The 26,846-nt window shown below is 64.1% G+C and carries 23 protein-coding genes; 10 read left to right on the forward strand and 13 right to left on the reverse strand.

Translation table 11 applies throughout. From position 1 onward, the window contains the following. The first annotated feature begins 109 nt into the window (after positions 1–109). The gene (locus tag CHB77_RS10670; RefSeq protein WP_207303039.1) at positions 110–5,596 is read left to right on the forward strand and encodes a peroxidase family protein; all 5,487 of its coding nucleotides are present in this window, start codon (positions 110–112) and stop codon (positions 5,594–5,596) included. A gap of 121 nt (positions 5,597–5,717) precedes the next feature. Here CHB77_RS10670 and CHB77_RS10675 read toward each other — a convergent pair whose 3' ends face one another. Then, positions 5,718–6,251 carry an ABC transporter permease subunit gene (locus CHB77_RS10675; RefSeq protein ID WP_242626617.1) on the reverse strand — a complete coding sequence of 178 codons (534 nt, stop codon included), beginning with the start codon at positions 6,249–6,251 and terminating at the stop codon, positions 5,718–5,720. 200 nt (positions 6,252–6,451) lie between these two features. Then, the gene (locus CHB77_RS10680) at positions 6,452–6,757 is read right to left on the reverse strand and encodes a helix-turn-helix domain-containing protein (protein ID WP_089388187.1); all 306 of its coding nucleotides are present in this window, start codon (positions 6,755–6,757) and stop codon (positions 6,452–6,454) included. A gap of 630 nt (positions 6,758–7,387) precedes the next feature. On the opposite strand from CHB77_RS10680, the gene CHB77_RS10690 reads away from it, so the two are divergent. After that, positions 7,388–7,567 carry an AbrB family transcriptional regulator gene (locus CHB77_RS10690; RefSeq protein WP_089388189.1) on the forward strand — a complete coding sequence of 60 codons (180 nt, stop codon included), beginning with the start codon at positions 7,388–7,390 and terminating at the stop codon, positions 7,565–7,567. A 345-nt stretch (positions 7,568–7,912) separates the two neighbouring features. Here the strand turns inward: CHB77_RS10690 and CHB77_RS10695 are convergent, their stop codons facing one another. Genes CHB77_RS10695 through CHB77_RS10705 form a run of 3 tightly spaced genes read right to left on the reverse strand, consistent with a single transcriptional unit; the run spans position 7,913 to position 10,862 of the window. Beyond that, positions 7,913–8,761, reverse strand: a complete 849-nt coding sequence (locus CHB77_RS10695) for an aspartate/glutamate racemase family protein (RefSeq protein ID WP_242626618.1) — start codon at positions 8,759–8,761, stop codon at positions 7,913–7,915. 11 nt (positions 8,762–8,772) lie between these two features. Next, positions 8,773–10,131 (reverse strand): NCS1 family transporter, encoded by a 1,359-nt coding sequence (locus CHB77_RS10700; protein ID WP_089388191.1) that lies wholly within the window; start codon positions 10,129–10,131, stop codon positions 8,773–8,775. Positions 10,132–10,163: 32 nt separating this feature from the next. After that, positions 10,164–10,862: an aspartate/glutamate racemase family protein gene (locus CHB77_RS10705; protein ID WP_089388192.1), complete on the reverse strand. Its 699-nt coding sequence runs from the start codon at positions 10,860–10,862 to the stop codon at positions 10,164–10,166. A gap of 149 nt (positions 10,863–11,011) precedes the next feature. Between CHB77_RS10705 and CHB77_RS10710 the strand changes: the two genes are divergently transcribed. After that, a complete protein-coding gene (locus CHB77_RS10710; RefSeq protein ID WP_089388193.1) occupies positions 11,012–11,680 on the forward strand; it encodes a GntR family transcriptional regulator in 669 nt (222 codons plus the stop codon). A 39-nt stretch (positions 11,681–11,719) separates the two neighbouring features. Here CHB77_RS10710 and CHB77_RS18050 read toward each other — a convergent pair whose 3' ends face one another. From CHB77_RS18050 to CHB77_RS10720, 3 genes are all read right to left on the reverse strand, one after another. Further along, on the reverse strand, positions 11,720–12,061 hold the full coding sequence (locus CHB77_RS18050; RefSeq protein WP_131023343.1) for a hypothetical protein: 342 nt from the start codon (positions 12,059–12,061) through the stop codon (positions 11,720–11,722). A 74-nt stretch (positions 12,062–12,135) separates the two neighbouring features. Next, positions 12,136–12,516, reverse strand: coding sequence for a response regulator (locus tag CHB77_RS10715; RefSeq protein ID WP_089388194.1), 381 nt, complete (start codon positions 12,514–12,516; stop codon positions 12,136–12,138). Next, positions 12,513–16,565, reverse strand: a complete 4,053-nt coding sequence (locus CHB77_RS10720) for a PAS domain S-box protein (protein ID WP_165456250.1) — start codon at positions 16,563–16,565, stop codon at positions 12,513–12,515. The genes CHB77_RS10715 and CHB77_RS10720 overlap by 4 nt, the downstream gene beginning before the upstream one ends. 302 nt (positions 16,566–16,867) lie before the next feature. On the opposite strand from CHB77_RS10720, the gene CHB77_RS10725 reads away from it, so the two are divergent. After that, entirely contained in the window at positions 16,868–17,446 is a 579-nt protein-coding gene (locus tag CHB77_RS10725) for a response regulator (protein WP_089388196.1), read from the forward strand. A gap of 61 nt (positions 17,447–17,507) precedes the next feature. Here CHB77_RS10725 and CHB77_RS18310 read toward each other — a convergent pair whose 3' ends face one another. From CHB77_RS18310 to CHB77_RS18055, 3 genes are all read right to left on the reverse strand, one after another. Further along, the gene (locus CHB77_RS18310; RefSeq protein WP_165456251.1) at positions 17,508–17,675 is read right to left on the reverse strand and encodes a hypothetical protein; all 168 of its coding nucleotides are present in this window, start codon (positions 17,673–17,675) and stop codon (positions 17,508–17,510) included. A 13-nt stretch (positions 17,676–17,688) separates the two neighbouring features. Then, positions 17,689–18,252 (reverse strand): sigma-70 family RNA polymerase sigma factor, encoded by a 564-nt coding sequence (locus CHB77_RS10730; RefSeq protein WP_341273558.1) that lies wholly within the window; start codon positions 18,250–18,252, stop codon positions 17,689–17,691. Positions 18,253–18,569: 317 nt separating this feature from the next. Further along, positions 18,570–18,896 (reverse strand): hypothetical protein, encoded by a 327-nt coding sequence (locus CHB77_RS18055; protein ID WP_131023344.1) that lies wholly within the window; start codon positions 18,894–18,896, stop codon positions 18,570–18,572. A gap of 203 nt (positions 18,897–19,099) precedes the next feature. Between CHB77_RS18055 and CHB77_RS10735 the strand changes: the two genes are divergently transcribed. The 4 genes from CHB77_RS10735 to CHB77_RS10750 all read left to right on the forward strand — a co-directional run bounded on the left by CHB77_RS10735 (position 19,100) and on the right by CHB77_RS10750 (position 22,339). Then, positions 19,100–19,930: a manganese catalase family protein gene (locus CHB77_RS10735; RefSeq protein WP_089388197.1), complete on the forward strand. Its 831-nt coding sequence runs from the start codon at positions 19,100–19,102 to the stop codon at positions 19,928–19,930. Positions 19,931–19,993: 63 nt separating this feature from the next. Beyond that, on the forward strand, positions 19,994–20,749 hold the full coding sequence (locus tag CHB77_RS10740; protein WP_089388198.1) for an SDR family NAD(P)-dependent oxidoreductase: 756 nt from the start codon (positions 19,994–19,996) through the stop codon (positions 20,747–20,749). Positions 20,750–20,832: 83 nt separating this feature from the next. Beyond that, positions 20,833–21,339, forward strand: a complete 507-nt coding sequence (locus CHB77_RS10745; protein WP_165456252.1) for a DUF305 domain-containing protein — start codon at positions 20,833–20,835, stop codon at positions 21,337–21,339. Between the two features lie 4 nt (positions 21,340–21,343). Further along, positions 21,344–22,339, forward strand: a complete 996-nt coding sequence (locus CHB77_RS10750) for a patatin-like phospholipase family protein (RefSeq protein WP_165456253.1) — start codon at positions 21,344–21,346, stop codon at positions 22,337–22,339. Between the two features lie 346 nt (positions 22,340–22,685). Here the strand turns inward: CHB77_RS10750 and CHB77_RS10755 are convergent, their stop codons facing one another. Continuing rightward, complete coding sequence (locus CHB77_RS10755; protein ID WP_089388201.1) at positions 22,686–24,740, reverse strand: ATP-binding protein; 2,055 nt, start codon at positions 24,738–24,740, stop codon at positions 22,686–22,688. Further along, positions 24,741–25,055: a hypothetical protein gene (locus CHB77_RS10760; protein WP_131023345.1), complete on the reverse strand. Its 315-nt coding sequence runs from the start codon at positions 25,053–25,055 to the stop codon at positions 24,741–24,743. Positions 25,056–25,561: 506 nt separating this feature from the next. Between CHB77_RS10760 and CHB77_RS10765 the strand changes: the two genes are divergently transcribed. Beyond that, the gene (locus CHB77_RS10765; RefSeq protein WP_089388203.1) at positions 25,562–26,176 is read left to right on the forward strand and encodes a Pvc16 family protein; all 615 of its coding nucleotides are present in this window, start codon (positions 25,562–25,564) and stop codon (positions 26,174–26,176) included. Then, positions 26,173–26,832, forward strand: coding sequence for a hypothetical protein (locus CHB77_RS10770; protein WP_089388204.1), 660 nt, complete (start codon positions 26,173–26,175; stop codon positions 26,830–26,832). The genes CHB77_RS10765 and CHB77_RS10770 overlap by 4 nt, the downstream gene beginning before the upstream one ends. The last annotated feature ends 14 nt before the right edge of the window (positions 26,833–26,846 follow it).

Raw genomic sequence — 26,846 nt, forward strand, 5'->3', positions numbered from 1 at the left:
TCTGATGACCGATTCTTCCCGGATCGAATGTCCGTATAGGCTGCAATCCACCACTCGCTATCCTCGGGAACGGATGCCCTTGGCAGCTTTTTTTTGGGTGGAGGTAGTTATGGTTACGTATATCCGGTCCGACCTGGACTTCATTCTCGAACAGATCAAGATCGCCGAAGAACATTCGGACTATCTTGCAGGAGTGCCAGGCGCGCGCCCGCTGTTCGGTCCGAACGGCATGATTCCGGCCAACAATATCAGTTGGGGGCTGAGAACGGTGGACGGCACCTATAACAACCTGATCCCCGGACGGACCGACTGGGGTTCGGCCGACCAGCCGTTTCCCACCCTGCTTGACCCGGACTATCGGGACACTTCCGAAACTTTTGATCCGGATGGCCCCGGCGGCCCGGCGCCCGCGATGGGATCGCCCAACTACAACCCGTCGAACGACCCCAGTTCAGTCGTGGTCGATTCGGCGCCACGCGTCATCTCGAACCTGATCGTCGACATGGCGCCCACCAACCCGGCCGCGGTGGAAAAGGCGCTCGACCTTGCAGGGATCGAAGGTCAGGCCAAGGCGGACGCCATCGCGGCCATCGCAACCGCCGTGGAATCCTATAGGGCCGGGGGTTCTCTGGCGGACCTGCAGGCGGCTGTCACCGCGCAGGGACTCGAGATGGCCGGCGAAAGCCTGGTCATGCGGAACGTCGCGCCCGACGAGGGGCTGTCGGCCCCGTTCAACTCGTGGTTCACGCTGTTCGGACAGTTTTTCGACCATGGGCTTGACCTCGTTGCCAAGGGGCAGAGCGGCACCGTCTTTATTCCGCTGAAACCGGACGATCCGCTTTACAGCACGGAACCCGGCGCGCCCAACTTCATGGTGCTGACGCGGGCGACCGTTGACGAACAGGGTCGGGCCACGAATCTCACCACGCCTTTTGTGGACCAGAACCAGACCTACACCTCGCATCCGTCCCACCAGGTCTTCCTGCGCGAATATGTCATGACCGCCAACGGGCCGGTCGCGACCGGCAAGGCGCTCGACGGCGCGGCCGGCGGGCTGCCGACCTGGGCCGAGGTCAAGGCGCAGGCGGCAAACCTGCTCGGCATCGATCTTGATGACGTTCATGTCGGGAACCTGCCGCTGCTCGCGACCGATCCCTATGGGAATTTCATCCCCGACCCCGAAACGGGCTACCCGCAGGTCGTGATGGTGGGTGGCGGGCTGGCCTCTGGCACGTCCTCCGACCCGCTGACCATCGTGACCTATGGCGCGACGCCCGGCGACGTGACGCACCTTGCCGAGCGCACCGGCCACGCCTTCCTTGACGACATCGCCCATACCGCCGTTCCGGCCGGTCTGGAAGACGGCGACATCACGATCGGCCTGGACAATGGCGACGGCTCCCAGACCGACGGCAACTACGACAACGAGCTTCTCGACGCGCACTTCATCACCGGCGACGGGCGCGGCAACGAGAATATCGGCCTGACCGCGGTGCACACCGTGTTCCACGCCGAGCATAACCGGCTGGTGGAGCTCACCAAGGAGACTGTGCTGGCCGAGAACGACCTCGCCTTCCTGAACGAATGGCTCCGCGTGGACGTCGGCGCCGTGCCGACCACGCCCAGCGACATCGCCGCGTTGCAATGGGACGGAGAGCGGTTGTTCCAGGCCGCGAAGTTCGGAACCGAGATGCAGTACCAGCACCTTGTGTTCGAGGAATTCGCGCGGAAAATACAGCCGAACATCGACGTTTTTCTGGTTCCGCAAGGATACGATGCGACAATAGACCCGTCGATCGTCGCCGAATTTGCGCATGTGGTCTACCGCTTCGGCCATTCGATGCTGACCGAAACGATCGACCGGTTCGACGCGGACTTCAACGCCGACCCCATCGGCCTGATCCAGGGTTTCCTGAACCCGGTCGAGTTTCTCAACGGCGGCACCGTCGAGGAAGCGGTCGGCTCGATCGTCCGGGGCATGACGCGCCAGGCCGGCAACGAGATCGACGAATTCGTCACCGGCGCGCTGCGCAACAACCTGCTTGGCCTGCCGCTCGACCTTGCGACCATCAACCTGGCGCGGGGCCGTGACACGGGCGTGCCCTCGCTGAACGCGGCGCGGCGCGAGTTCTACGAGGTGACCAACAACAACTCGGAATTGGAACCCTACGAAAGCTGGATCGACTTCGCCGACGGCATCAAGAATCCGGCCTCGATCGTCAACTTCATCGCCTCTTACGGCACCCACACGCTGATTACCTCGCAGACCACGCTGGAGACCAGGCGGGACGCGGCGCTGACCATCATCACCGGCGTATCGGTCGGCGGCCTGGAGGTTCCGGCGGACGCCGAGGCCTTCCTCAATGGCACAGGTGGCTTCGCGGGCGATCTCGGCGGCCTCGAGAACGTCGACCTCTGGATCGGAGGTCTGGCCGAGAAGAACCTGCCGTTCGGCGGCATGCTCGGCTCGACCTTCAACTTCGTCTTCGAAGTCCAGATGGAGAAGCTTCAGAACGCCGACCGCTTCTACTATCTCCAGCGGCTCGACGGCTTGCACCTGTTCGGCGAGATGGAGGCCAATTCGTTCGCAGCGATGATTATGCGCAACAGCGACGCCATTCATCTGCCGTCGGACGTGTTCTCCACCCCTGGCCTGATCCTGGAGGTCAATCAGGATCGTCAGTACAACGTCATCGACGGGGTTGGGACCAATGACGATCCGGTGGGCGGAACCATCCTGAACCCGCTGGTGGACCGCGACAACAACGCCACTCCGGGCGCAGATACTAACTACCTGCGCTATACGGGCGGCAATCATGTGGTTCTGGGCGGCACCGACGCGAACGACACCCTGATCGGCAGCATCGGCGACGATACGTTCCACGGCGATGGCGGACGAGACCGGATCGAAGGCGGCGCCGGCAACGACATCATCAACGGCGGTGACGGAGACGACATCATCACCGACCTCGGCGGCGACGACAACATCAAGGGCGGCGACGGAAACGATGCTGTCAATGCGGGCCAGGGCCTGAACCTCGTGCTTGGCGGGGCGGGCAACGACTTCATCATGGCCGGCTCGGACGGCGGGTCCGAGGTGTTCGGCGGAACCGGGAACGACTTCATCCTGGGCACCAGGACAACCGAACGGATCCTCGGCAACGAGGGTCACGACTGGATCGAGGAAGGCACCTTCGACGGCGCGCCGGGCGACAATTTCGACGAGATCTTCGCCCGCGACATGGTCATCGGCCACGACGTCTTCCTCGGCGACGGCAGCACCGACGAATTCATCGCCGAAGGCGGCGACGACATCATGGTCGGCAGCGCCGGCATCAACAAGCTCGAGGGCATGTCCGGCTTTGACTGGGCCACCTACAAGGACAACCCCGAGGTTCTGATCGACGGCGATCCGGTCACCGGTGTCAGGGCCGATTTGACCCTGGACGCCTTTGACGAGCAGCCGCTGCCGCCCCCATTGTCGGCGCTTGACCAGTATGGAAACGTCGAGGGTCTGTCCGGCTCGGCCTTCAACGACCGGCTCGACGGCTCCGAGGCGACGGCGGCCGACATCGCGGTGGGTGGCAACAATCCCAACGGCAGCAAATTGCTGGCCGAGAATATCGGTCTTATCGACGGCCTTGCCGGCCTGCTGGGCAACGGCGTTCTGAACGGTGACGGCGATTTCGACGGGGGCGACATCATCCTCGGCGGCGTTGGCAGCGACGTCATTACAGGGCGCGGCGGCAACGACATCATCGACGGCGACAAATGGCTGAACGTGCGCATCAGCGTTCGCGAGAACACCGATGGAACCGGGGCCGAGATCGGTTCGCATGACAGCATGAAGACGCTGGTGGCGGATGTCTTTTCGGGCGCCATCAATCCGGGCCAGTTGCGCATCGTGCGCGAGATCGTCGATGCCGACGGTACCGGCAGCCTGGATATCGCCAACTACCGCGGCAACAGGAACGAATACCAGATCACCTTCGGCCTTCCCGGTGGCGGCGTCAGGATCACCCATACCGATCCGGATCTTTTTGATGACGGAACCGACACGCTGTACAACATGGAGAAAGTCCGGTTCGCGGATGGCATAGAGGTGTTCCTGAACAACCAGGATCCGGTTGGCGGGCCGCTGATCTCCGACACCACCCCGACCCAGGGATTCCTGTTGACGGCGGATCCGTCCGGCATACAGGATCCGAACGGCACCACGAATTCCACCTTCACCTACCAATGGTATCAAAGGGCCAATCCCGTGCTGCCATGGGTGGCGATCGCCGGGGCAACGTCGGTAAACTTCACGCCGACGGCCGCACAGATCAACAGTGAATTGCAGGTGGTCGCGACCTTCACCGACGATCAGGGCACCGTCGAAAGCGTGGCCTCTGCGCCGACAGCGATCGTCGGGGCCAACTTCAACGGGACCGCGGCGAACAACACCTTCAACGGCACTGAAGGCGCCGACTTCATGCTGGGCAACGGCGGCAACGACAGCCTGGCTGGCAATGGAGGCGATGACCACCTCGACGGCGGCTTGGGAAGTGACAGCCTCGATGGTGGCGACGGCATGGACACCTTGATCGGCGGTGCCAACGGCGGCCTGGACACGCTGCGGGGCGGCGCCGGTGACGACAATCTCGATGGCGGCGGTGGCGCAGACGTCATGGACGGCGGAATCGGCGCCGACATCATGGCCGGCGGCGCTGCCAACGATACCTACACGGTTGACGACAGTGGCGACGTGGTGACCGAGCTTGCCGGCGGGGGCACGATCGACGTGGTCAACACCACGCTCAACACCTATGCCCTGCCCAACCAGGTCGAACGGGTGTTCTTCACCGGAACCGGCACCTTCACGGGCACCGGCAACGCGCTGAACAACTGGCTCACCGGCGGTGAGCTGGACGACATCCTCGACGGCGCCGGCGGCAACGACCGGATGGTTGGACTTGCTGGCAACGACACGTACCACGTCAACAGCGCGACCGACACGACCGTGGAGGCGGTCGACGGGGGTACCGACACCGTTCTCGCTACGGTGACCGACACCATGAACGCCAACATCGAGAACCTGATCCTTGTCGAGGGCGCAGGCAACATCGGCGGCACCGGCAACGTCCTTGCGAACTTGATGACCGGCAACACCGGCAACAACTCGTTGAACGGGGGCGGCGGCGGCGATACGGTCAACGGCGGCGACGGCAACGACACCCTCAACGGGGCCGACGGCAACGACACGCTGAACGGCGGCGCGGGTGTCGACACGGTGAATGGCGGCGCCGGCAATGACATGCTTACGGGCGGCATCGGAAACGATCTGCTGAACGGTGGGATTGGTTTGGACACCTTTGTGTTTGCGCCGGGCTTTGGCGACGACGACATCTCGGGCTTCGACGCCAACCCAACGGGTGGCCAGGACGTGATTGACCTGACTGCCTTCAACATGCTCGCAAGTGTGGTGGTCACGGACGAGGGCACGTTCACCCGGATCACGGTCGACGAGGGCCCCGGCGGCGACGTCCATACGATCGACCTGCTGGGCATCGGAAACGCGACCACCGTGACGATCGGAGCCGACATCTTCATCTAGAGGTCGGCTGACACTGGGGCCGGAATCTGCCAAGCCATGTGCCTGCGTTGATGGCACTGAAAAACGTCGACACCTGGCTGTCTGATCCCGGCCCCTCATGAACCGCCTGATCCACGAGATGTCACCCCTGCCCGCCGAGGCCGGCGCGCAGGCCGAGGCCCATCTCCATGCGGGTCAGGCCGCGCGTCACCTCGGCGCCCAGGCCGCCCGCGCCGACCAGGCCCGCCAGCACGACCATGGCCAGCGACAGCAGGATGCACTGGTTCAGGCCGACCAGCAGCGTGGGCCTGGCGGCGGGCAGCTCGATCCTCCACAGGATCGTGCGGGGCGTCGCGCCGATGGCCTGGCCCAGTTCCCTGAGGTCAGCGGGCACGCCCTTGAAGGCCAGCTTGGTCAGGCGCAGCATCGGCGGGATGGCATAGACGATGGTGGCGATGATCGCGGGGACGCGCCCCAGGGAAAAGATCATCACCGCCGGGATCAGATAGACCCAAGGCGGCACGGTCTGCATCACGTCCAGCACGGGGCGCAAGGCGGCCTCGACCCGCGCGCGGCGGGCGGCCAGGATGCCCAAGGGAAAGGCGGCGGGCCGCGGACCCAGGTCGGCATACCAACCGGAACGGCTTGGCTCCATGTGGACAGGCATGATGTTCATCGCGGAACCGATATGGTTGTCATGTCCCGAGGGATACATCGGCACCGCGCCCAGGCGTGAGAGTGCAAATTCGCGATCCAGTATAGAATGAACTTATGGATCGCCGATCTTCGGACAGGCCAGCAGCCCGACCCGCCGCGCGGCTTGCAGCGCCATCCGAAAGCGGGCGGTGCCCGAACTGGTGGTGGGTTTGATCCTCGTCAGGGCTGGATCAGCCGCAGGCGATGGACCAGGGTCTGCCAATGGATGCCCAGATCAGCCGCCGTCGCCTTCCAACCGCTGTCATTGCGCGAGAAAATGTCGGGCGTTCTCGCCAACGACAGCGTGTTGGCGCCATCATGGTTTATCAGCGAACCCAGAGAGCGAGCCGTCAGGCCACGCGCTTCGGCCACGGTACGCGACGCCAGGATAGATGCCGACCCGGCTGTGTCGTAACGATGAATCTCTTGCCCCGTTTCGCACTCAAGGCCTTGGACCACTCGCGCTTTCCGCATGTTTTCTGCCATGCCTCGTGCTGTTGTCGCCGGATTGCTGACCCCTTGCGACAGGATTTCCTAAAGGGGGAACTCGTCCTGACTGACAATGCGGTAGGACACCGAATGCAAGGGCTATTGTCGGTGCGGGCTTTGCCGGACCACGGACCGCCCATTACGTGCCAAGAGGTTGACCATGTCAGCTTTGGCATTTCAGGCCGCAACGGCGGCCAGGCCTCGGCCATCTTGCCGATTCCGCTGCATCAGATGGCGAAGCTTTCCTCTCATACCGATGCTCTGGGCTTGCAAAGGGCGACGAACGATAACCGTGGACCAGATCGGTTGCCTACTGACCGCCGAGAGGGCGTCGAGGCGGATCCGGCGGATGTGCCGCCGCCACCCCATGAAGTTGCACCATTTCGGCAAGAACATGTTTCGCATCGGCCGGCCCTTGCCGGAGGATCATACCAAATCGCATTGAGGAAAACCGCTTTCAGAAAAGACAGTCGAGGTTCTTCTGACTGTTGCGCGATTTTGATACGATGTGTGTTGACAGGTGCTGACGTGGATAACGGACCTTATAGAAGACGCGGGACATGCCAGCCCAGCGGGTGCGGATTATCGAAAGCTGCAAGTTCGTCATTCCCGCCCCATGGACGCGAAATGAGCATTGTGGCCGGCGACACGGTGCTGGTCGATATCGAGGGCGGTGAAATGCAGATGCGCTCGCTTTCCCAAATGGTTGCCCGCGCGCAACCCATCCTGCGGCGCCATGTGCCGGACGACATATCCTTGGCGGACAAGCTGATCGCCCACCGCCGCCGCGAGGAGGAGCCCGGATAAGGCCGTGGTCTTGGATCCTGTGTCCTGAATGGCAACTCGTCCAGCAGCTCGTTGGAAATCGTCATCGTACTTGCTCCTCTCAGGAAGCATGGACCCAGTCAGCCATACACAGAAGACCTGACACTCTCCCTTCGGGCTATTGCGTGGGGATGGGGCATGCCTTGCCTTGGCGGTTGAACTTGGCATGCCTACCCTGACCGCGGACCAGGCCTGGGCTGGTCATCGACGTACAGGTCGAACTGTTCCGGATCTTACAGCCAGCAACATGAGGCTGCTGTCTTGCGCTGCTGACCCTGTGTCGGCCAGATGCGGATTGCTAGGATCATCGTGCAGGAAGCGCACATCCTATTCTGAAAGCTCCATCAAGGCAGCGTTTGCGGCGGCCGCGACCGCGACGACCAATGGAACATCGAAGCGCGACTGGATGCGTGTTGCCGGCGCCGACAAGGGACCGCCGCCCATGATGACGGCTTCTGCCCCGTCCTCCCGCACCGCCTGCTCCACCGCTTCCGCCAAGGCCGCATCAAGCTGGTCGGGCTTCTCGACAAGTTTCTTTGGATCGCCGGGCGTGACGCGGACGCCCTTGAACTGCTTTCCATAACCGAGTTCCTCGGCTTTGGACCGAAAGGACTCGATGAGCGCGGGATCGGGGGTAATTGTCACGATGGCAAAGGAACGGCCGTTTCGGGCCGCTTCATGAAAAGCCTGTTCGCCGATGCCCACCACGACGGTGTCGGGCAGCGCGTCGCGCAGTTCGGCAAGACCGGGATCGCTGAACGCGGAAACGATAAGGGCTGCGACGCCCTCCTCGGCAGCGGCCTGCCGACCGATCTCGACAACGCCGGTGGCGGCCTGAACCATGTCTTCGGGGGTGGTCAGAAGCGGAGGAGCATTGTGGTTGGTTCGCCCGAGGATCCGGACACGGTTGCCAGCGGCTTGTTGCGCAAGGGCCGTCATGCTTTCGGTGGCGGCAGCGTTGGAATTGGGATTAATCAGGATGATGGTCGGGCTGTCCGCGGAAAGCGCGGTCTCTGCTGCGGAACTTCCTGCAAGGCAGAACACTGCGACGGCGGCAGACGCGATGCAGCGGGATAGGGCGGACGCAAGAAAGCGGCATGTCCGAAACATGGGCTTGATCCTTGTGAAAGCGGAGGGAAAAGGTGATTGCCCGGCCCCGTGCGAAAGGCCGGGCATCTGATCCTGCATCAGTTCGACAAGAACCGCCGTGCCGAGGGCATGGTCTTCATCAGGAGGTAATAGCTCAGCCCTGCGGGGATCAGGCTGGCATACCACGATATACCCGAAAAGATCAGCGCGAAGACAATCCCGATTGCCGTTGCAAGGATCGCGGCCCAGTTCACCCCTTTATAGGGTCCGTCTTCGTCATAAAGCAGATCCAGGTTCAGCTGGCGCTTGCGCAGGACATAGTAGTCCACCACCAGCACCGCAAAGATCGGTCCCAGGAAGGCCGAATAGGTCTGGATGAACAGGTTGAGTCCGGCAGCGGATTCGTCCTTGACCAACTCCCACGGGAAGGTCGCGAACGCCAAAAGCCCCACCAGCACCGCCGAAATCTTGAAGTTCAGCTTGAAGATATCCATCAGCGCATAGGCGGGCGGGATCACGTTGTTCAGGACGTTGGTCGTCACCTGCGCGAACACGATGAACAGCAGCGTGATAATCAAAAGGATCTTGTTGTCCACCGCGCTCGAGAAGACCTTGATCGGATCGACCTCTCCCGTGGCACTGGACACCATCAGTCCGATCAGGCCCATGAACAACGTCGCCGGCAGGATCGAATTGGCATAGATCACCACCTGGCGCAGCGGCGAGACGCTTTCCTTCAGTTCCCGCGAATAGTCCGACACGTTCAGCATCATGGTGCTGTAGACGCCCAGAAACAGCATCGTGGCGCCCCAGAACGGGGCGCCCCAGGTGCCCTCGGCTTGCAGCAGATTGGTAGAAATGGCATCGCCGTATTTGTTGATGACGCTGACGAACATATAGATCAGCGCCCCGATGATGAAGATCGAACCGATGTTCTCCAGCCATTTGATGCCGCTGAAGCCCAGCACCGACAGTCCGATCTGCAGGAACTGGAAGGCGATAAACCAGAAGACGATGTTGTCGAATCCGAACAGCGTCACCGACACAAGGTTCAGCGCCCCGGCCCCGATCCAGCTTTGAAAGCCGAACCAGACGATCGCTGGAACCGACCGGACCAGGGCCGGCAGGCGCGTGCCGGCAAAGCCAAACGACGACCGCGCCTGCACCATGAACGGGATGCCGTATTTGTGGCCTGCGGCGCCATTGATCGCCAGGGCAACCCCGATCACGGTGCAACCGATGGCAATGGCAAGGAACACCTGCAAAAGATTCAGCGTCCCCGCCAGGCCCGAACCGACGGTAAACGTCCCGATGGACACGCAGCCACCCAGCCAGGCAAACAGATAAGACCAAGGATCCATGATCCGATGGCGTTGGGGGGCAAGCGTTTCCTCGCCCACCTTCTTGTGATCGGGCTCGATGCTCTGGCTGCCGGCCAGGCTTTCTGTCGACGACATCTTTTCATCCTCCCCTGTTGTGAGATTGTGGCTTATTTCTGGTTTGGCTGCGCATAGGCGCAAATCTTGCTGGTCCCCAGGCCGATCCCCGCCAGCCCTTCGACAAACTTGACGGCAACGGTGACGCCGTCGATGACCGGCACCCCGGTTTCGCGCGACAGCCAGTCGGTCAGATCGGCCATTCCCGCGCAGCCAAGAACAATGGCCTCGCAGTTGTCCTCGCGGATGGCCCGCAGGATTTCATCGCGCACCTTTTCCCTGGCGCCCGAGTCTTCTTCCTCCAGCGCCAGAACGGGGATGCTGGCCGACCGGACCTTGCGGCACTGGTGGTCCACGCCATAGCGGCGGGCCAGCTCCTCGATCACCGGGACCGAACGCGGCAGCGTGGTGACGACCGAAAAGCTGGTGGCCAGCATGGTCGCGGCCTTCATGGCAGCCTCGGCGATGCCGATGACCGGGCCCGTGGCCAGTTCGCGGCAGGCGCCGATGCCCGGATCGTCGAAACAGGCCACCACGACGCCCGCCACGCCCTGTTCCTCGCCCGCGCGGACATGGCGCAGCAGGGTGGGCACCGACATCGCCTCATCATGATGTCCCTCGATGCTGGCGGGCGACCCTTCTCCGGTTCGCGCGACGATCTCGACCCCCGGTCCGACGACGCGCCGGGCACTGGCGGCGATTTTGTCGGTCATCGAGGCTGTGGCATTGGGATTGACGAGAAGAATTTTCATGAGCACCTCCGGCCTGTCTCTATTTCCGGATCGTCAACGATTCTTATGCAACCTGTCAACGATTCATATTCAAGCCGGTGCACGGCGCCTTGTGCTGCACGAAATGGCGACATAGTTTCCCCAAGAAAGCAGGGGGTAAAATCAGTCTCATGGCAGAGAATGCGGAAAACTTGATCGTCGACGGGGTGATCGAGGCTATTCTCGAGCGGCGGCTGCGCGCGGGCACCAAGCTGAGCGAACCGGAACTCTGCGAAATTTATGATTGCAGCCGGACGGACGTGCGCCGTGCGCTTGTCATTCTGGCCACCCGCAAGACCGTCGAACTCCGGCGCAACCGCGGCGCCTTTGTGCGCGTGCCCAGCCAGCCTGAGGCGCGCAATGTCTTTCAGGCACGCCGGGCCATTGAAAAGACCTTGGCACGCAACGCCGCCCAGCACGCCAAGAAGATAGATCTCGCCGCACTGGACAAAGTGGTGCAGGCCGAAATTGCTGCTCGCGAGAGCGGTGACCGCGCCCGAGCGATCCGCCTGTCGGGCGAATTCCACATGGTCTTGGCCAAGATCGGGCAGAACGACGTTTTAGCCGAGTTTCTGCACGAACTGGTCATGCGCAGTTCGCTTATCATCGGCTTGTTTTCGGGATCGAACCATGTCCTGTGCCAAGACGATGAGCATGGCGAGATCGCTGCGGCAATCCAAAGGGGAGACGGGATCAGAGCGAGCGACCTGCTGGAAGCGCATCTTCGCCATATCGAGGCGCAACTGATTTTCGACACCATGCCGGAAGCAAGCGACTTGCGTCATATTCTTGGCAGATAGAACACGCGGCCCGTATTCTCCTTGCCTCCGTCTTGTGCATCAGTTGACCGATTGGATTGCGCATTTCGTCCTTCCACTTTGGCGCTGGCGTCGTGCCTGCGGAACGCAGACGCAGAATATCGCGCGGCTTGCGCTGGGGCGTTTGGCGATCTGGGCGCCGATGGCGCCAGGCACACGACGCCATGCCAAGGCCCGTGACCATGTGCCGCCTATCGGTCGGTAATCCTCCTTGCCGATCCCGCTCTCGTCGACGACGATCTTGCTTGGAAGGCGGTTGGCTCGCTGCCCCACATCGACACCATAAGGTTCAAAGTCCTTTCGAACCTGACGACCGCGCGATAGAGATAAGCCCACGGCCCACGGATGCAGGCTTTCGTCCAATCGCCGGAACCTGTCAGCCGGCGGTTTTCGTCTGCGCCCGCGCTGTGCACTCACGCCGGCATGCCATCCCGGCCCTAGGCCGTTTGCGCCGGAATGATCCTTGCCAAGACCCGGCAGAGCTTGCCCGACCCGACGGGTTTTTCGCATCTCGGCTTGCCGCAAAAGCGCGCCGGGATGATGGACTGGTCATAGCCGGTCGTGAACAGGAACGGCACGCCCCGCGCGCAAAGCCGGTCCGCCGCAGGAAAGATCATTTCTCCGCCCAGGTTGATGTCAAGGATGGCCGCGTCGATGCACGGCGTGCATTCGATCAGATCCACCGCCCTTTCGACCGACGGGGCGGGACCGATCACAATCGCGCCCATGCCGGCAAGTTCCTGCGTCAGATCCATGGCCATGACGTATTCGTCCTCGGCCACCAAGATCCTCCGGCCCGTCAAGCGATTGTCGGTCATGGTCGCCTCTTTCCTGAACCATTGCTTGCCGAAACCGGGATCGAGATGGTGCAGTGGATGCCGTCTTCGCGAAAGGCATAGCCGGTCCTGGCGCCCAGTTGATACGGCAAGGCCTTTTCGATCAGTTCGCGCCCTTGGCCGGTGCCCCGCGGCGCGTGGTGCGCAGACGGCATCCTGACGCCGCTTTCGTGCCAGTCGATGTGCAGCCACGGCCGGCCACGGTCGTCGGGCGGTCCCATCCGCCAGCGGATCGTCAGCCGGGCCTGGGGTTGGCCCAGAGCGCCATACTTGACCGCATTGGTCGCCAGTTCGTGCAGCGCCATGGCGAGCATCTGGACCATGCTGGACCGCAACCGGATGCCGGATGGCCCGTCGATCACGACGCGGTCGGCAGCGCCGTCCATGGCCGCCAGTTCGGCCGCGATCAATTCGTCAAAGGTGACGCGGTCGGTGTCGCCCAGCCGCGAAAGCAGGCCCTGCGCGCGGGCCAATGCTTCCAGCCTGTCCTGGAAGCGGTCCCGGAAATGACCAAAGTCGCGGCTGGTTTCGCCCGTCCGGTCGGCCATCGATCGGACGACGGCCATCAGATTGCGGGTGCGGTGCTGAAGTTCGCCCACCAGAACCCTTTGACGTTCCTGCAACAGGCGCAGGTCGTGGATGTCGGTCGAGGTGCCAAGCCATTCGATGATCCTGCCCGATTCGTCCCGAACCGGCGCGGCGCGGGTCTGGAACCAGCGGAAATCCTGCCCCGCGGCGTGGCACAGCCGGTATTCGACCTCGAATCCGCCTGTTTCCAGGGCATGGGACCAGGCCTCGCACGCTGCGCCCCGATCCTCGGGATGGACCATCTCAAGCCAGCCCCAGCCGTGGCTGTCCGGGCCGTACTGGCCGGTATAGGCCGTCCACTGCGGGCTGGCCCAAGTCCAGTCGCCGCTGCCGATCGCCCGCCAGACAAGCTGTGGAATGCCCTCGATCAGAGTTTGCAGACGCAGTTCCGTTTCCCGCATTTCGGTCAGATCGTGGCCGATGCCGCCGACCAGAACAACCCTGCCCTCCTCGTCTATGATCGGAAAGTCGGTGTTGCGCAGCCAGCGAACTGCATGGTCGCAAGGCCGCCGGATGCGATAGTCGAAGGTGACGTGTTCGCCGCCCCGCACACGCCGGATGGCGTCTGACGCGTGTTGCCGGTCTTCGGGCAGAATCAGGTCAAGCCAGCTTCGATAGTTGTTGCCGGCAAGCGCGTCGTCGCGGGCGATGCCATAGATCGCCTCGAAAGCCGGAGTCAGATACTGCCATTGCAGGGTCTTGGCGTCGCGAAGCCACAAGACATCCTGTGAGGCTTCGCCGAACTGGCGCAGCCGCTCCTCGCTTTTGCGCAGCGCGGCCTCGGCCCGTTTGAGATCGGTCACGTCCTGGGCAATGCCGCCGCCGCGCTTGACGATTCCCCGGTCGTGGATAGGAAAGCCGGTGTCCCTGATCCAGCGAACATCGCCGTCAGGACGAAGGATGCGGTATTCGACAATGGCGGGCTCGCCTGCCAGCAGACCCGACATGGCGCGGCCTGCCTGCGCCCGATCGTCAGGGTGAACCAAGTCGGTCCACCGCGAGAGATCGGCCATTACCACATCGCCGCTTTCGCCCCAGATGCGGTCGAACGCGGAACTGAGATATTGAAGGCGCATCGTGTCGACATCGACGATCCACAGGGCGTTGGGGCTGTTTTCCCCGAATTCGCGAAAGCGTTCCTCGCTTGCGCGCAGCGCGGCTTCGGCGCGGGCGCGTTCAACCGCGGCCCAGGTCCGTTCGGCGACATCCTCGACCAGGGCGGTGTCTGCCGGGGTCCAGCGGCGCGGTCGGGCGCTGACCACGCACATCGCGCTGACCAGAACGCCGTTCTTGACCAGCGGGCTGTTCACGAAGGCGGCCAGCTTCAGCGCCCGATAGGCCGGGCGGTCGGTGTCGCACAGATCCAGGTCGGCGTCGGCATCATGGACCACAACGGTCCGCCCCGCCTGCATGCGCGCCAGAACGGCCCCATAGCTTGCAAAGGAATGCTGCCCGACCAGGGTGGGAGAGTCGTCCGCCAGATATTCTTGTTCAACTGTCGCCACCTGCCGATCCTGATCCAGTTGCACATAATAGGTTCGGTCAGCGCCAAGATGTTCGCCCAGCAAGCGGCTGGCCTCGTTCTGGATCGCGACCGGATCGGCAAGCAAGCGTATCGCGTCGGCAAGCCTCAACAGAAAGGTCTGACGTTCCTCGCTGTCGCGCAAGACGGTTTCGGCGCGGCGGCGTTCGGTGACGTCGTCGAACAGGGCGGCAAAGCGATCCTCTCCGCGCGGATAGATCGTCACCTCGTAGAAACGCCCGGACCCCGCGACCTCGTGTTCGATGCGTTCGGGCTGGCCGGTGGCGACGATACGGCCGATTTCGTCGGGCCACCAGCGTTCCAGGCCGGGGATGATGTCGCGGGCGGTCCTGCCCCGGATATGATGGGCGTCCATTCCCACCAGGCGTTCAAAGGCGGGGTTCATGTCCAGAATGCGATAATCGACCGGTTTGCCCGCATCGTCGCGGATCAGTTCGCATTCGTCATAGCCCTGCCCCATCGTCTCGAACAGCGAACGATATCGCATCTCGCTTTCGTTCAATGCCGCTTCGGCCTCGGCCCTTTCGATGGCCATCAGGGCACGGCGCGCGACATCGCGGATCAGGTCGATTTCGTCCTTGTCCCAGGCGCGAGGCCGTTCGGCATGGGCACCGATCCCGGCGGCATATTCGCCATGGCGCAGCAACGGCACATTAACAAAAGCCGCAACGCCCATGTCCCGAAAGGCCGCGCGCTGCTGGTCCGTCAGGCCGGGATCGGCATCCACATCGGCAACCGCAATCACCGTTCCTTGCGCAAAGGTCTTGAACCGCGCGCCGATGATGTCGGCCAGCGCGCGGGAAACGGCATGGGACGTCTGCGCCTGGTCGCGGTGATGGTCCGGTGTCATCACAGGGATCCGCTCGTTGCCCCCATTCCATTCGAGATCGAAAAAGAAAATCCGGGCAAGGCCAAGCTGTTCGCCCAGGATGCGCGCGGCCTTTCCGCGGATTTCGGCCGGATCGGTCATCCTTTGCAGGGCATCGCTGAACCCAAGCAGGACCGCCTGGTGGTCCGCACGTCGGCGCAGCGCCCTGTCGGCCCGTTTCGCGGCGTCGATATCCATGATGATCGAAACCGCGCCCACGACCTGCCCGCCATCATCGAACAGCGGCACCGAGGCGACGTTTGTCCAGATTTCGGCGGACGTATCGTCGGTATACAGAAACTCGACCCCCGGAAGGCAACGTTCGCCCCGCAGCGCGCGGGCGCCGGGAAAGTCGCAAGGCTCGATCCGCCGACCGTCGCCATCCCAGGCACGCCAACGCCAGCCCCGGTCCGGGTCGCGCGACGGTATGCGCCCGGCGGGCGTAAAGCGGTCCCATGCGGGGTTGGACGAGACGACCTGGCCATCCGTGCCGATCAGGGCCAGACCGATTGGCAGCACCTCCAGCATGGCGTCCTGCAACAGGCGGGCCTTGTCGCGTTCGCGTTCGGCGCGCAGCCTTGGCGTGGCATCGACCGTAATGTTCAAAAGCCCCGCAACCGTTCCGGCCTCGTTGCGGACAGGTGAATAGGAAAAGCTCCACCAGGTGTCTTCGGGATAGCCATGCCGGGTCATGGCCAGGGGCATGTCCTCGAACCGGACCGTCTCGCCTTCGAAAACCCGGTCCACCAGCGGCGCGATCCTGTCCCAGATGTCGGGCCATGCCTTGCGAAACGGCGCGCCAAGAGCATCGGGATGGCGGTCGCCCAGCATCGGCGCATAGGCATCGTTGTAAAGGACGGTCCGGTCCGGTCCCCAGGCCAGTTGCATGGCATGACCAGAGGCCAGCATGACATCGACCGCCGTTTTCAGGCTTTGTGGCCAGTCCTTCATCGCGCCCAAGGGCGTCGAGGCCCAGTCGTGGCGGGCGGTCCGTTCGGCCATGCCAGGTGCGTCCTGGATCGGGTTCTGCATCCGGGTCATCCCTGTGGAAAGGCGGGCGGGGCCGATCTTGCGACCGCTCTGCCGCCATCGCGGTTCATTCCAGCACCAAACAGGCCGGAACGCTACCTTGAAAGGGCGGCAGGGGATTTATCGCGGAAACCTGCGGCGCGGGCTGGATCAACTTCTTGGGAAAGCCTAACATAAATTACACACTTTGGTTGAGGCATGGATTCCCCCGCGGCTCGTGCTACGTAATTGTCCGTGGTATCGGGGCGCTGCGGCCCGCCTTGTCCGACCGACCCTTTATTATCCGGCGCTGCCTGGGGGGACCGATGAGAACCGATCCGCTTCGCATCTTGGTGGTCGAGGACGATTATTTCCTTGCCGAAAGGCTGGCGCGCGATATCCGTGCCAACGGCGATACGGTGGTGGGACCGTTTGCCGACGTTCATGAGGCGATCCATCGGGTCGGGCTGGTGCAGGGGGCGATCCTGGACGTGAAAATCCAGGACGAGACCTCCTTTTCTGTGGCGGATTCCCTGATCCATCATGGCGTGCCCATGCTGTTTCTGACCGGTTATCATCCCCAGGTTGTTCCGGACCGTTTCGCGCGCCGGCATATCTATGCCAAGCCCAGCGACTCGGCCCCGCTCTTGCATGACCTGCACGAGCAGCATCACAAAAACGCCTTCCAGGAAACCGACAGCATCGAGATGGTCGTGATGGAGGTGATCCGGCAGGCAAAGATCATGATGCCGGACGCAGCCTCTGCCGAACGCCTTGTCGAGGCGGTGCTGCTGCGGGCCATTGCCGAAACCCGAGAAACCCGGATAAAGGGCGAAATCCGTGCTTGCCTGCTGGCCTTGCTGGATGACGAATACCGCCGGCGTGGCAGGCGGCACCTGCATTAGGCGTCTCGCGGACCGCGCAGGGCGGTCACGGCCTGGGCGGCCCATGGGCCGCGCAGGGCGGTCACGGCCTGGGCGGCCCATGGGCCGCAGTCAGCGCCTCGCGCAGGGCGGATGCCAGTTCGCGCAACCGTTTGGGCACCGCCTCGCGTTCCATCAGTCGCTTCCACTGTTCCAAATGTCCGTTCATGATCTGGTCGGACTCCGCCTCTTGGGGTCTGGTGGATTTCATTCGCGTCCCTTCGTCAGAATTCGGGATCCAGGATGGTGCGCAGGCGTCCCCGCGCGCGGCAGACCCGGCTTTTGACCGTGCCGACGTCGCAGTTCAGGATTTCTGCCGCGGACAGATAGGTTTCGCCCAGAATGGCAACCAGGACCAGGGCTTCGCGGTAATGGTCCGGGATGCCGTCCAACGCCGCCAGCATCTCCTTGTGGCGCAGGTGCCATTCCTGGCCGGGCTGGCTGTGGGGCAAGGCCGACGCGCACTCGGCAGAGCCGGTCCGTTCCCGGTCAAGCCGCCGCCAGCCGTTGTAAAAGCGGCTTCGCATGATGGTGAACAGCCAGGCGCGCAGGTTCGTGCCCGGCCGATAGCCATGCGCATGTTCGATGGCGCGCAGCAGGGTTTCCTGGACAAGATCGTCGGGATCCCCGGCGCGGCGGCACAAGGACCGCGCATAGGCCCGCAGGGCGGGCAGATGCTGGAGAACATCCTCGCCCATGTGCTGGCGGGGATCGACGCAGGCCTCGGGCTGAAAATGACCCGGATTGATAGGGGCGACCGGCAATACGGCGGACAGCGCAACGCTCATCGTCCGGATCCCCGGCCGGGTTTGCGAAAGGCGCTGCGATCTGTCGGGTTCGCCCAGGGACGCATGGTTCGTGCCGTCATCTTTCCTCCGGTGTTCAAAGGATCGCCACGGGGACGACAGATCGGATACAGCGCGCCCGCCTGCATGAGTTCCATGTGTCCGTGCAGCGACCATGAACCGCCAGCCCTTGAATGCATCGCCACAATGCCTCAGGGGCTGCCGTCACGATAATCCGAACCGAAGAAACAGGCGTTTGTTCCCGAAAGACGTCACGCGACGGTTTTTTTCCTGCATCATCCCATATTCCGGTTTAGGTTTCAGGATATGCGATCGGATTTGGATTTTTTTCGGGAAACGCGATGACCAAGCGGAATGATGATTCCAGCCCTGAACACGAACTCGAACAAGCGTTGTCTCGGGTTCTGGCGGACATCGATGAGAAGGGGCCGATATCCCCCCACCTCAGGATGCTGGCACGAAAGCTTCAGGAAGCCCTTTCCCAGGCGCGTCGGAAACATTGAGCCGCCTGGACAAGAGGCATCCGTAAGCAATCGTTTGCAAATCCATGACACGAAGCCCGAAGTTTTTTCGGGAACAAACAGACGCCGGCCCGGTTGCAGCCTTTCGCCGCTGTCACGGTTCATGTCGTGACCAGCAACCGATCGGTGTCAATTCCAGGAGTTTTCCATGCCCGAGAAGACACGTGCAAATCCTGCCGACAAAAACCTGAGGCGGACGAAAACAGAATGGATCGACCGAAGGCATGAACCCTTTGGCGACCGATAATCCTTGGCGTCCCACGCTTCCGGGCGTGTCCCTTGATATTTCCCTCTGATCGGATCACCCAATGTTCTATACCGACAACAAGCTGCAATATCCCGTCCGCGTCGATACGCCCGACCCGCTGTTTGCGCGGGCATTGCAACAGGCCATCGGCGGCGTCGAGGGCGAAATCCGCGTGGCCATGCAATACTTCTTCCAGGCCTGTGGTGCGCGCGGCAACCCCAAGTTCCGCGACCTGCTGATGAACACCGCCGCCGAGGAACTGGGCCATATCGAGATGCTGGCCACCGCCGTCGCCATGAACCTGGAAGGCGCGCCCCTGTCGCTGAAGGAGGAGGGCGCCCGCGACAAGGCCGTCGAAGCCGTCATGGGCGGCATGAACCTGAAGAACCTGTTGTCCTCGGGCCTGTCGGCCATGCCGGTGGACAGCGACGGCGTGCCCTTCGACATGTCCCACATCTATGCCAGCGGCAACATCGCCGCCGACATGACGGCCAATATCGCCGCCGAATCCACCGGGCGCACCCTGGCCGTGCGGCTTTACACCATGACCGACGACGCGGGGATGAAGGACATGCTGTCTTATCTGATCGCGCGCGACACCATGCACCAGAACCAGTGGCTTGCGGCGCTCGAGGAGCTGGGCGGCATGACCGGGGCCTTCCCGATTCCGAACAGCTTTCCGCAAGACCGGGAAAAGACCGAATTCAGCTATGCCTATCTGGGCTTCCAGGCCGATGGCGGCGCGCCGGTTCCGGGCCGTTGGGGCAAGGGGCCGTCCATCGACGGCAAGGGCACCTTTGCCACGGGCAAGCTGCATCCGTCCGACCAGAAACCCGACTTGGGCATGGCCCGGCCGGACAGCGGCGCCCAGGCCGAACAGATCGCAGGCTGATCCCACGGCCCGCTGGATGCTACACCGGGGCGCGCGCCTGACGCCCCTTGAAAGGAGACGACAATGACCCTTGCCCTTGTTACAGGCGCGTCCAGCGGCATCGGCCTGGAACTGGCCCGCATCGCCCGCGCCGATGGCCACGAGGTCATCGCGGTCGCCAATGAACCCGCCATCCATCAAGCGGCGTCGGACCTGGGCGCCGAAGCGATCCAGGCCGATCTGGCCACCACCGACGGGATCCAGGCCGTTCTGACGCAGGTGGCCGGGCGCGAGGTCGACCTGCTGATGCTGAATGCGGGCACCGGGCTGGGCCATGGCTTTCTGGACCAGGATCCGGACGCCATCGACCATGTGGTAATGACCAATATCCTGGGCGTGCTGCGGCTGGCCCATCCCCTGGGCCGCCGGATGCGCGACCGGGGCCAGGGACGCATCCTGATTACCGGATCCATTGCGGGCTTCATGCCGGGAACGTACCAGGCGATCTACAACGCCTCGAAGGCGTTCCTGAACAATTTCGCCCTGGGCTGGAACGAGGAACTCAAGGGCACGGGCGTCACCGTGACCTGTCTGATGCCGGGACTGACGGATACGGCGTTTTTTGAACGCGCGGGCCTTCTGGATACCCACTTTGGACAGATGAAGAACAAGGACGATCCCGCCATTGTGGCCCGCTCGGGATACGACGCGCTGCTGGCAGGCCGGGCGCAGATGACGCCGGGCCTAAGGAACAAGGCCCAGGCGACCTTGGCCGAAATCCTGCCGGCGGGCCTTGTGGCCAAGGCGCATCGGCAGATGGCGAAACCCGAAGACGAATGAATCCCATTCCTGCCAGGTCGTCCGGTCTGGCGGATCCCCAAAGGTCCGGCTTTCGGACCATCCACCAGAAGGATACCACGAGGATGCGCAGAACCCTTTTCGCTACCGGTGCCGTTGCCGCCATGATGCCGGTCGCCCGGATGTCGTTCGCGCAAACCAGGGATCCGGCCATGGACGGAACCTCGCCCGATGCGGACAGGCAGGCGATCCTGCTGGGCGGAAAGTTTCCCCTGCTCGGACGCCGGGCTGGCATGGACAAGGCGACCGATCCCGCAGTCAAGGCTTTCGCGCCCCTTGAGGTGGCTGAGCAGGAAGCCGAGGCACGGGCTTTTGGCGCAGCGCCCCCGGACCCGGTGACGACGGACCATGGGACGCTGCTGGAACGGATGAACGCCATGCCCGCCGGGGCCGAATGCGACAGGCAGTATCTGACGGCGCAGATCCAGGGCCGCGAGCGCCTGCGTGCGCTGCATTCGGCTTATGCTGAAAACGGCAGCAATCCCAGGGCGAACGGTGTGTCCATCGTCGGCCTCCCGGCGATCGACGCCCGCATGTCGATGTTGCAGGCGATCAGCAGCCGGCTGGGCTGACGGGATGGAGGCTTGGCTTTGCTTTGCCGGCGGGAACGCGCTTGGCGCATTCTACATCGGCGCCTGGCAGGCGATCGAACAATCCGGCCTGCGTGTGACCCGCATGTCGGGCGCCTCGATCGGCGCCGTGGTCGCGACGGTGATCGCAGGCAATCCGCCGTCCCGGCGGGCCGAGGCGCTGAACGATTTTCTGGAAAGGGTCGGACAGCACCGGCCGACCATGGGACGCCGGGCTTCGGTCATGGGAATGCTGATGCGCGGCCATCCGCCGCTGTTTGTGCCGTCCTGGCCGGGCCTGTGGGAAATCCTGCCCGGAATGCCCGCCGACGCCGCGCAGTTCCGGCGCGGACCGATGCGGCGCCTGCTGGAGCGGACCATCGATTTCGACCGGCTGAACGATTCCGAGATCGAGGTGACGCTCACCGCCCTTGATGCCGAAAGCGGAGCGATCGTGGATTTCCGCAACCGCGATACGGTGCTGACGGTGGATCACGTGATGGCCAGCACCGCCCTGCCCATCCTGTTCCGGCCCGTTCATGTTGACGGGCGGTGGTTTCTGGATCCCGGCCTGTGCGAGAACCTGCCCTTGCGGCCGCTGCTGGATCGTCCGGGCGAGGCGGCGATCCTTGCGTTCGATCTGTTCGCGCAGCAGGGCACTATGCCGGACACGATGGACGGCATCGGGACGCGGGCGCAGGATCTGTTCTTTGCCGGGCAATCGGCCCGCATCATTGGATGCGCCGATCTGCAGGGCCGCAATTTCCGCCACATTGTCCTGACCGACCCCGAGGATATTTTCGTGGGCAAGGCCTTTGATTTCGGCAGATCCAACCTGAAACGGCGGGTGCAGCTCGGGGCCGTTCTGACCAGCCTGTCGCTTGCCGATCTGGCAGCCACGGTCCCCGACACGCCAAAGACCCTGTCCGATCCACCTGCCCTGCCACCCGCCAGTCCAGGAGGAACATTCGATGATCCCGACACACCGTCACGTCCGGCTTGACGCCGCGTCGGCCCCCGTGCTGCCGTTCGGCCCCGGCATCGCGGTGGTCCGACAGGCTGGCGCAGCCGCTAGTCCATGATTGTTCCAGGTTGAAGCATAGCCTGCATTTCAGCAGTTAGGCTGCATTCCTGTGGTGGGAAACTGTCGAGGACAGAGCCGAAGCGTTTCCAGACGGCTTAGACGGCTGGCCGACGCCTGGGCCCGCGCGGCCCGCTATGGTGACGAAGTGCAGGCCCTGGGGGACCGCTCTCTGCCGCAGTGACATGGCAACAGGTCGCCGGTCGTGGCGATGCTGTGGTCCGGGATACGGGCGGGCATGGCGAAAAACCTGCGCGGGGGCTGGAGCTTAGCGGCCCGCAAGGCGCGATCGCCCGGTTTCATCCGCCACGAGATGCTGCCAGACGCCAAGCCGCGTCCGGTCCGGCAGGCGGCCGATCTTGGCAAGTTCCCGCCAAAGACCCTTGACGCAGTGCCGCATGGCTAGAACCTCCCGTTCTCCGGCGGCCAGCAGATGCGCCGTATAGATCGCATTCCTGATCTCGCCGCCGACCAGTTCGAACGCATCCGACAAAATGGCGATGTCGATGTCGTCGGAACGCGACCCTGGCAAGGGCAGAAGCCGGTCCCAGATCCGTTTTCGTTCGGGTGGACCAGGAGGGGTGAACTCGGCCCGGACCCGGATGCGCCGCAGGAAGGCGTCGTCCATGTTGCCGACCAGATTGGTGGCCAGGATCGCCAATCCTTCAAAGCTCTCCAGCCGCTGGAGCAGAAAGTCGATGGTGATGTTGGCGTAACGGTCGTGACTGTCGCGAAGCTCGGTGCGCTTGCCGAAGCAGGCGTCGGCCTCGTCGAAGAACAGCGCAACGCGGGATCGCTCGGCCTCGTCGAAAAGCGCGGCCAGGCGTTTCTCGCTTTCGCCGATGAACTTGTCGATCACCCGGCTGAGGTCAATGCGGTAAAGCGCATAATCCACTTGGCGCGCGACGATTTGCGCCGCCATCGTCTTGCCGGTTCCGGGCGGCCCGCTGAACAGGCAGGCAAGCCCGTGGCCGGCCCCGAGCGCGCCGCCCGGCCCGTCTTGCGCGAATAGCCGGCTGCCGTGTCGCGCCCAGGCAATGGCAAGGTCCAGCTCGGCCTCGGTTTCGCGTCTCAGCACGATGTCCTCGCGGCGGAAGGTGCAGGTCATCCGCTGTGCCGAGCCGTCGAACTCGGCGGTCCTGATCTGGTCGCAGGCAGCCAGCAGGTCGTCGCCGGTCGGGATCCTGCGGCCCTCGATCCGCGCCGACGTCACGGCCAGCCTGAGCGCCCGGCCGATCCCGGCGCGGCCGAAGGCAAATCGCTGGGCAATGCGGGTACGATCTTCCGCGTCGACGGATGGAATTGCCTGCCGCCAAAGTTCGGCGCGTTCTGACACGTCGCTGCGCGGCACGTCCAGCGAAACGGCCACCCGGTCGACGCGCGCGGCAATCGGCGCAAACGATCCGGCCGGGGCGATGACGATCACCGGACTGTCGAGACCGCGCAGAATCGCGCGCAGCATTTCCAACTCCGCCGTCTGGGGGTCGCCAAGGATGGCCACGGCATCATTCATCCGAACCGTCCTGCGAAAGGCCGCTTGCCGCTCTGGCTCGGCCAGGTCGGCAAGCGGCGCTTCGACAGCGGTCGGCCGCAGCGACGCCGCGATCCGCCGGGCGATATCGCGGCGTCCGCTGTCGGCGGTTCCGGTCACGATGATGAATGGCGCACCCGGCATCTCGCGCAGCGTCAGCATCCGGGTCAGCGCCGCGACGCGATCAGCAATCCCAGGCGGCAGCGGACGGCTCCGGTCCTCGTCGTTCATCAGGCGCAACGGCAGCGCAGAGGCCCCGCGCAGGCCGAGAACCGCCGCTGTCACGTCTGGCGGCACCGCCAGTTCGCGCGTGACCAGGGGTCCGTCGCCCTTCAGGGCCACCAGCCCGAAATCGACCATCGGCGCATCGGGCCGGAGCCGGACAAGGAAATCCGCCGGCTCAAACCCCAGGGCGGCAACCTGGCCCAGCACCATCCGCCGCGAGGCACCCGGTTCGCCCATCACGGCGATCAACCGCGCCGCCTCGGGACTCGCCTCGACCAGAGCGGCGGCAAGAAGCAGGTCGCGCTCGGCATCGTCCAGGCCCATGGCCGCGGAAACCCGGTCGAGACCCGGCAGATGCGGTCTGCCCGATGCGCGCATGCGGGCCTGCGCGCCGGCGGCGCGTTCGACGGCCGCGGCCCGTTCGGGCGGCAAGGTCGTGCGGCCGGAGGAAAGGATGCGCGCGGCAAGCCAGCCGTTGAGCTCGGACAATGCCGCAGATGCCGCCGCGACCGGATCGGGGGGCGGGGCCGGGCGGGTTGCGGCGAACAGGGGCGGTGCGCGGAGCATCTATGACACCTCGGGGGGATCGCGGCGCAGGCAGGCGCGGATCGTCGCGGTTGATACGTCCTCTATCTTTCTTTGCACCTTTCCGGCCCTCAACACCCAAAGCCAGTCGCCCCGGCGCGGGACGACGACGAACCGATCCGCCTGCACCGCCGGCAAGGCCTGCGGATCGGGGACATCCATGCAGACCAGAACAGCATCGAACGGACCTTCCGAGGGCAGATGCACCACCTCGGCGTCGGAAATCTCGGCTATTGCGCTTTCGATGATCGACCTGAGCATCGTCGGCGCGGCGGCGAGGTCCATACCGAGTCGCACTGACAGCCCTTTCCGCAAGCGATAGGACTGATCCTAGCGCGCGCAGGCGGGGCGGGGATGACCGCGAGGGTTCATTCCGGGGAAATGAAGACCCGGACCACATGCCCCGATCAGGATAAGCGGTTGGCGTTGGCGCGCAGCGATCCCATGACGGGATGCGTTCAGGGGATACAGATCCCGTCAGCGCCGTCATTTTCCTGATCGCGCCATATCCCGGCCGCGAATCCGGCGGCGCAAGCCTTGCGAAGGGATCTGGATGTCATTCGCCTTGCGATCCAGACCACCCGCCGATCAGGATCCAGACCCGCCCCGGTGCCCCTTGCCGGGAAATCCCACGCCCCCCTGCGTGGCACGCCGGAATCCTGCCCTGAACCGTTTTTGAACCACCGGCGACTTTGCCCCGACCCCCTCCCCTCAGGCAGCATGACTCGGGTGAGCCGGCATCAACCGCGTCGGAGGAATCGTCTTGTTGGCAGACCGGAGCATCCAGCACCAGGGCAGGCGCCATGGCTGATTGGCGGGTCATCGAGAATACCGGGCAGACGCTGGCCGAACTGCTCGACCGCCACATCGGGGCGCTTGGCATTCCCAATGTCGGCGTCGGGGTGGTCACGCCGGCGGCCTTCGCCTCGCTTGCCAACACGGCGGACCCGTTCGTTTCGCTGTTCCTGTATCAGATCGTCGGCAATGCCGAGATGCGCGGCAGCCCGCGCCGGGTTCTGGCCGACGGCTCGTTGGGACGCCAGCCGCTGCCGCTGGAACTGTGCTACCTCGTCACCGCCTGGGGTGTGCGCGCCACCGGTGACGTGATCGGCGACCTGCCTGCCACGCGCGACGAAGCGCGGCTGATGGGCGCCATCCTCCAGGCCTTCTATGACCATGCCGAACTGGCCCATGGCAGCCTTTTCGAGACGCCCGGCCTGCCGGTCTGGTCGCCCGAGGACGGGCTTCAGATCATCATGGAGACGCTGCCCGTCGACGGGCATTACCGCATCTGGGACGCGGCGGAACTCGGCTATCGGCTGTCTCTCGTCTACCGCGTCCGCGTCGCCGCGCTTGAACCGACCGATCCCCCCCGCGCGGCGCCGGTGGCCGAGGCGGTACTGGAGGCGGTTCCATGACGATCACCCATACCCTCTCGCTCGCCGTGCGCTTCATCGACCATTTCTCCGGGCGGCCGGTGCCGCAAGAACTGCCCGTGCGGCTGTCGGAAAGCTATGCCCGCCCCGCCCCGCGTCCCGATGGCAGCGGCGCGCGCCAGGCCGACGGCAGCTACCGTTTCCTCGGCGCGGCCGCGGGCACCCGGCGCATCCTGTGGCGCGATCCATTCCGGCGCAGCCAGTCCGGCTGGATCCGCTGGGAGATCGCCGACCCCGAGGTGACTCTGCCACTGCCCGTCCCGGCCCAGGTGATCGACCAGGAACTGTGGCCGACCGCCGGCGCCGAGACGACGCCCGGCGCGACCGGAGTGCGCGGCAAGCTGCGGGGCACGGGCGCGGGCGGCCTTGAAATCCGCATCGCGCTTCAGGGCCGGCCCTTCAATCGTCTGACGCGCAGCGATCCGGCGGGAGAGTTCCTTTTTCTGCCGCCCGGCGTGCTGCCGCTCGACGCGGGGGGACGGGTGCCCCTGACGATCGAGGCGCGCATTCCCGGCGGCGCGGTCCGCCCGATCCTGTCGGGCAGCTTCCTGCCCGCCACCGCAGGGGCAGGCTTTGCCGGGCCGGACTTCACGATCCTCCCGCAGACGGTGGCGCGGGTGACTTTCCAGTTGGCCTAGCGAAGCCATAGCCA

The organism is Paracoccus sediminis, from assembly GCF_900188295.1.
Lineage (GTDB): Bacteria > Pseudomonadota > Alphaproteobacteria > Rhodobacterales > Rhodobacteraceae > Paracoccus > Paracoccus sediminis.

Excerpts from the sequence above, each read along its gene's own strand:
- CHB77_RS10670 (WP_207303039.1), top strand. The coding sequence starts at position 110 with ATGGTTACGTATATCCGGTCCGACCTGGACTTCATTCTCGAACAGATC.
- CHB77_RS10675 (WP_242626617.1), bottom strand. The coding sequence starts at position 6,251 with ATGAACATCATGCCTGTCCACATGGAGCCAAGCCGTTCCGGTTGGTAT.
- CHB77_RS10680 (WP_089388187.1), bottom strand. The coding sequence starts at position 6,757 with ATGGCAGAAAACATGCGGAAAGCGCGAGTGGTCCAAGGCCTTGAGTGC.
- CHB77_RS10690 (WP_089388189.1), top strand. The coding sequence starts at position 7,388 with ATGAGCATTGTGGCCGGCGACACGGTGCTGGTCGATATCGAGGGCGGT.
- CHB77_RS10695 (WP_242626618.1), bottom strand. The coding sequence starts at position 8,761 with ATGCCCGGCCTTTCGCACGGGGCCGGGCAATCACCTTTTCCCTCCGCT.
- CHB77_RS10700 (WP_089388191.1), bottom strand. The coding sequence starts at position 10,131 with ATGTCGTCGACAGAAAGCCTGGCCGGCAGCCAGAGCATCGAGCCCGAT.
- CHB77_RS10705 (WP_089388192.1), bottom strand. The coding sequence starts at position 10,862 with ATGAAAATTCTTCTCGTCAATCCCAATGCCACAGCCTCGATGACCGAC.
- CHB77_RS10710 (WP_089388193.1), top strand. The coding sequence starts at position 11,012 with ATGGCAGAGAATGCGGAAAACTTGATCGTCGACGGGGTGATCGAGGCT.
- CHB77_RS10715 (WP_089388194.1), bottom strand. The coding sequence starts at position 12,516 with ATGACCGACAATCGCTTGACGGGCCGGAGGATCTTGGTGGCCGAGGAC.
- CHB77_RS10720 (WP_165456250.1), bottom strand. The coding sequence starts at position 16,565 with ATGCAGAACCCGATCCAGGACGCACCTGGCATGGCCGAACGGACCGCC.
- CHB77_RS10725 (WP_089388196.1), top strand. The coding sequence starts at position 16,868 with ATGAGAACCGATCCGCTTCGCATCTTGGTGGTCGAGGACGATTATTTC.
- CHB77_RS18310 (WP_165456251.1), bottom strand. The coding sequence starts at position 17,675 with ATGAAATCCACCAGACCCCAAGAGGCGGAGTCCGACCAGATCATGAAC.
- CHB77_RS10730 (WP_341273558.1), bottom strand. The coding sequence starts at position 18,252 with ATGAGCGTTGCGCTGTCCGCCGTATTGCCGGTCGCCCCTATCAATCCG.
- CHB77_RS18055 (WP_131023344.1), bottom strand. The coding sequence starts at position 18,896 with ATGAACCGTGACAGCGGCGAAAGGCTGCAACCGGGCCGGCGTCTGTTT.
- CHB77_RS10735 (WP_089388197.1), top strand. The coding sequence starts at position 19,100 with ATGTTCTATACCGACAACAAGCTGCAATATCCCGTCCGCGTCGATACG.
- CHB77_RS10740 (WP_089388198.1), top strand. The coding sequence starts at position 19,994 with ATGACCCTTGCCCTTGTTACAGGCGCGTCCAGCGGCATCGGCCTGGAA.
- CHB77_RS10745 (WP_165456252.1), top strand. The coding sequence starts at position 20,833 with ATGCGCAGAACCCTTTTCGCTACCGGTGCCGTTGCCGCCATGATGCCG.
- CHB77_RS10750 (WP_165456253.1), top strand. The coding sequence starts at position 21,344 with ATGGAGGCTTGGCTTTGCTTTGCCGGCGGGAACGCGCTTGGCGCATTC.
- CHB77_RS10755 (WP_089388201.1), bottom strand. The coding sequence starts at position 24,740 with ATGCTCCGCGCACCGCCCCTGTTCGCCGCAACCCGCCCGGCCCCGCCC.
- CHB77_RS10765 (WP_089388203.1), top strand. The coding sequence starts at position 25,562 with ATGGCTGATTGGCGGGTCATCGAGAATACCGGGCAGACGCTGGCCGAA.
- CHB77_RS10770 (WP_089388204.1), top strand. The coding sequence starts at position 26,173 with ATGACGATCACCCATACCCTCTCGCTCGCCGTGCGCTTCATCGACCAT.